Source organism: Candidatus Infernicultor aquiphilus, assembly GCF_002784285.1.
GTDB lineage: Bacteria > Atribacterota > Phoenicimicrobiia > Phoenicimicrobiales > Phoenicimicrobiaceae > Infernicultor > Infernicultor aquiphilus.
Map to the genome: position 1 here is coordinate 1 of NZ_PFKO01000358.1, position 3,860 is coordinate 3,860.

Below are 3,860 nucleotides of genomic sequence, written 5' to 3' on the forward strand. Positions count from 1 at the left end.
AGTTTATTTGCTGTTTGGGGTTCGGCTACTTGGGATGGTTCTTGGTATGAGCCAAACGCAGGATCAGAGAAAGCTCTTTATATCGGAATATCAGAGGACGGAAATTTAACAGATGATGAAATTAAGTCACAAACTTCAACACTTGGTGGTCCGTGGGTAAGGGACGCACTTTCAGAATGGGAGCAGGATATAACTAAATTTGTAATTCAGCCGAATAATATTTTATGGAGTAAAAAGATCTATATTACGGTCGCTTGGTTCCATGCTGATTGTTGGTGGTATGGCTCAACGACAATTCCTAGCGATCCGATAAAATTTGCTAAAGTAGACTATGAGGTAGGAGTATGAATATAGAAAAATCAAAAGAAATAAAAAATCCTTTAAATATAAAAATAGTTTCCGCCTTTACTACTAATGGAGCAGACTCGGAACATCAGGATATAGGAGATGATTTCCTTATTAGACCAAGCTACCCTAAAAATATGCTGGATATTATTAGCTTTTGTATTCCCTATGTTTCAGTAGATTTCGACGCTTCATTAGCCGATAATCAATGTGGGTTTTCGAAAATAACTGTGATCGATGAAGATTTCTTAATTGAGAGGCAATTAAATATAGACGCAGGATTGCTACAAGTTCCTTATGCAGGAGCGACTCATCTAGATATTTATGACTTAGATTTAACTAAGTTAGTTCAGGGTCTTACTAACCCTTGGATTGGGTTTTATGCTTTAGATTCTTTTATCCAGGCGGATAAAAGAATAGTTAATATTGTAAAAATGGAGTTAATTTATACTTCAAAGGATACGCCAAAATGAAGATAACTTCTCAAAAATGTAAGTTTTGCGGTATTGATAATAGGGAGAAAATTTTATTTTGTAGAAGATGTAAACAATGCCAAAATTGCGGTAAAATAAATATAGCAGTTAATAATTTAATTTGTCATTACTGCGGTAATGGCAAAGAGGAGTAAAATGTTTAAAACAATTAGCGAATTTATGGACGGGAAGAAAACCTATGCTGGAATTGGTGTTATGGTTTTAGGTATGTTCGGAGTCGCAAAGTATGTTGGAATTGAAACCGATGTCGCAAATGTGATAAATAGCGGCTTTCAGTTCTTTGGTGCGGTCTTAGCACTTTATGGTAACGCCAAATCCCATAGAAATTAGTCCAATTTAGAGGAAAGTAGTATTAGAATACTAATGATAGGTCTAAAACTACTTCTAGGGGCATTAGGTAAAGCCTCAGGCACAATTAGAGGGTGTAATAACCCTCTTTTTTTGATATCAACATTAAAAGACCCTTTACAAATGGTCTTAAATCTATTAAGATGTATCCGAAACATAACAAAACTTGACAAATAAAAAAAGACAAATTACAATCAAATAAATTAAAGAAAGGAAAAATAATGGAGTTAAAAATGGACAAAAAAGTTCAGAAGGTTAAAAGGCATTTAGACCGCTGGTTTAAAATGCTAAAAGTTTCAGGGATTGAAATGTATCTCGGCTATCTTAAAGATAACGAGATCGAGCAGTTATCGGATTATTTCGAGGTAAAAGAAAAATCAAATAAGTACTATCGTTTCGAATTAAGAAAGGAGCTTTAAATGTTAAGCGAGAAAACACAAAAACAAATCTTCAAAAGGAAGTTTAGACAATTTAGAATTAAAAGTTATCGGGTACTAGGTATAATTGCTTTATACGCAATTTTTATCTTTGTAATGACTCGATAGAAAGGAGATAGATAATGATAAATATATTACTTTGTTCTTTTGTAGCTATTGCTCTAGGTATAATTATAGGCGTAGCTATAACAGAAATATCTTGGGAAGAAAAAATATTTAATTTTATGAAAAAGTTTAGAAAGGAAAAATAATGGGTGTAACAATACATTACGGATCAAAGAATAAAACACAATCCATAAGTAAGGAAAGGGTAAAACAAACAATAGATTTCGTGCGAGATGTTGCTAAAGGTCGAAAATGGACAATCTGGTCAGATAGAAAGGATATTTTAAGCCATATCTCTTATGATATGTGGGGTAAAAAATACGAAACCTTAAACAAATCCGCATATCGTGTTTGGCAAAGAGTTATCTCAATTCAAGTTTACCCAAATTGTGAAGATACAGTTATAGGATTTCACTCATTCGATAATGAACATTACAAAATGGGATATTTCGAAAAGTTCCATAAGGAAAATACCGAATATCATTTCTTTGAAAGGAATTTCACGAAAACACAATTTGCAGGGGTGAAGGCGCATATTGAGGTTGCTAAGTTACTCGAAGCAATAAATAATAATTTCTATCCGATGAATGTTTACGATGAAGGAGATTACTATAAAAAAGGAAATGTTAAAAGATTAGCAGATAATCTTGGTCAGAATATGGATTTAATCCGATCAGTAGGAGCGACTTTGGGAGGGTTAGGATTTAAACAGGATAACATTCATTCTGCTAAAGATGATACGAAAGGTTGGGTTAAGGATTATATAGATTACTTGGCGAGAAAGATAAAGAAATGACAGAAGAAGAAATAAAAGCAGAAATCAGAAAACGCCACCCGCTAAAGACAATGAAACAAAAAACTCAAGAAGCACTTAGATTTATCGAATCTTTCAATCCTAAAAGGAGGAAAAAATGAAAACTATACAGCGATAAAAAATCTTAGATTTACTTTCAGACGGAAAGCTACATAGCACTTTAGAAATGAGAAATGAAATGTTTATAATGTCCCCTGCTTCACGGATACTTGAGTTAAAGGCAGAAGGCCATAACATTATTACAGAGGATCTACCTGCTAACCCTAATAATCCCGATAGTGCTAAAATTGCTTGGTATAAGTTGGTCGGTAAAGGTCAAGAGAAGCTATTTGAGGTCAGCCGAAGATATTAGCTCTTTACAAATAGCCTCAAATCAATTAAAATAATATTACTTAATATGAAAGGAGTAAGTTTATGGACGAAACAAACGAAAAGTGGTTAACACCTAATAAAGTTATTGTATTAGGTCTAGTCCCTTTCGGCTACGGAGCGCTTATAGACAGATTAAAGTCGGGAGAGATTAAATCAGTTCTAACTAGAGGACATTTCTACACCAAAGAGGAATGGATAGAAGACTATTTAGAAAATAATAAGAAAGGAAAAAAAAATGGTAGAAACAAAAAAATTAATGACCGAGAGCGAGCTTCCTAAGAGCTTTAAAGATTACTCACAGTTAAAGCAAGAGGAAAGTGTGTTAAAAGAGAAATTAAGCGATCTTAAAGGTCTTTGCTTAATGTATATGGAAAAGAATAAAATATCCAAAATTGAAAGCAACAGAAAATTATTTTATGAATCAGTAGTGCCTATATATCAGTTTAGTAAATCAGTACAGAATTTAGAAATTACGCTAAAAGCCAATAAGAAGAGTGAAATAGAATCAGGTATTGCAAAAGTAAAATCCAAAACAATTAAATTTAATTATAAAGGATAAAAAAATGACAAAAAAGAAAAGAGAAAAAAATGTTAAATAAACACACACAAGAACAAATCGCTATCAGAAAATGGCGACAATGGGGAAAGAAGGCAACTTTCTTCTTAGCAGGTATTTTCATCGGAATTATGATAATGATTATAGTTATTCCACCTGTTACTAAGGCGTGGAATTATAACCTTTGCCAATATGACCGCTACTACATAAATATACCGAGTAAATAATAAAAAATAAGAAAGGAGGAATAAATAATTTTACTACAAATTGATGAGAAAAAACGAAAACAACTTAGAAATACCTATAATTACAAATTTGCTTTGTTGCGGTTGAGTATTATAGGATTACTTCTTTATTTTTCTTTGGTTCTTTTTAAATTCTCCTTTTAA

The 3,860-nt window shown here is 32.4% G+C and carries 11 protein-coding genes; all 11 read left to right on the forward strand.

The window, feature by feature from the left end:
- Positions 1-348 (forward strand): hypothetical protein (locus tag COZ07_RS10035; RefSeq protein WP_406608426.1); only part of this gene is annotated, 348 nt, incomplete at its 5' end.
- Entirely contained in the window at positions 345-818 is a 474-nt protein-coding gene (locus COZ07_RS10040) for a hypothetical protein (protein ID WP_406608427.1), read from the forward strand. The genes COZ07_RS10035 and COZ07_RS10040, both read left to right, overlap by 4 nt.
- Positions 819-974: 156 nt before the next feature.
- Positions 975-1,169: a hypothetical protein gene (locus tag COZ07_RS10045; RefSeq protein WP_406608428.1), complete on the forward strand. Its 195-nt coding sequence runs from the start codon at positions 975-977 to the stop codon at positions 1,167-1,169.
- Between the two features lie 251 nt (positions 1,170-1,420).
- Entirely contained in the window at positions 1,421-1,606 is a 186-nt protein-coding gene (locus COZ07_RS10050) for a hypothetical protein (protein ID WP_406608429.1), read from the forward strand.
- Positions 1,607-1,746: 140 nt separating this feature from the next.
- Positions 1,747-1,875, forward strand: coding sequence for a hypothetical protein (locus COZ07_RS10055; protein ID WP_406608430.1), 129 nt, complete (start codon positions 1,747-1,749; stop codon positions 1,873-1,875).
- Positions 1,875-2,525 carry a hypothetical protein gene (locus COZ07_RS10060; RefSeq protein WP_406608431.1) on the forward strand — a complete coding sequence of 217 codons (651 nt, stop codon included), beginning with the start codon at positions 1,875-1,877 and terminating at the stop codon, positions 2,523-2,525. Before COZ07_RS10055 ends, COZ07_RS10060 begins: the two co-directional genes overlap by 1 nt.
- On the forward strand, positions 2,522-2,644 hold the full coding sequence (locus COZ07_RS10065) for a hypothetical protein (RefSeq protein ID WP_406608432.1): 123 nt from the start codon (positions 2,522-2,524) through the stop codon (positions 2,642-2,644). The genes COZ07_RS10060 and COZ07_RS10065 overlap by 4 nt, the downstream gene beginning before the upstream one ends.
- Positions 2,645-2,664: 20 nt before the next feature.
- Positions 2,665-2,895, forward strand: coding sequence for a helix-turn-helix domain-containing protein (locus tag COZ07_RS10070; protein WP_406608436.1), 231 nt, complete (start codon positions 2,665-2,667; stop codon positions 2,893-2,895).
- A gap of 62 nt (positions 2,896-2,957) precedes the next feature.
- Positions 2,958-3,194 carry a hypothetical protein gene (locus COZ07_RS10075; protein WP_406608433.1) on the forward strand — a complete coding sequence of 79 codons (237 nt, stop codon included), beginning with the start codon at positions 2,958-2,960 and terminating at the stop codon, positions 3,192-3,194.
- Positions 3,151-3,474, forward strand: a complete 324-nt coding sequence (locus COZ07_RS10080; protein ID WP_406608434.1) for a hypothetical protein — start codon at positions 3,151-3,153, stop codon at positions 3,472-3,474. The genes COZ07_RS10075 and COZ07_RS10080 overlap by 44 nt, the downstream gene beginning before the upstream one ends.
- Before the next feature lie 29 nt (positions 3,475-3,503).
- Complete coding sequence (locus COZ07_RS10085) at positions 3,504-3,698, forward strand: hypothetical protein (protein WP_406608435.1); 195 nt, start codon at positions 3,504-3,506, stop codon at positions 3,696-3,698.
- Positions 3,699-3,860 lie beyond the last annotated feature (162 nt).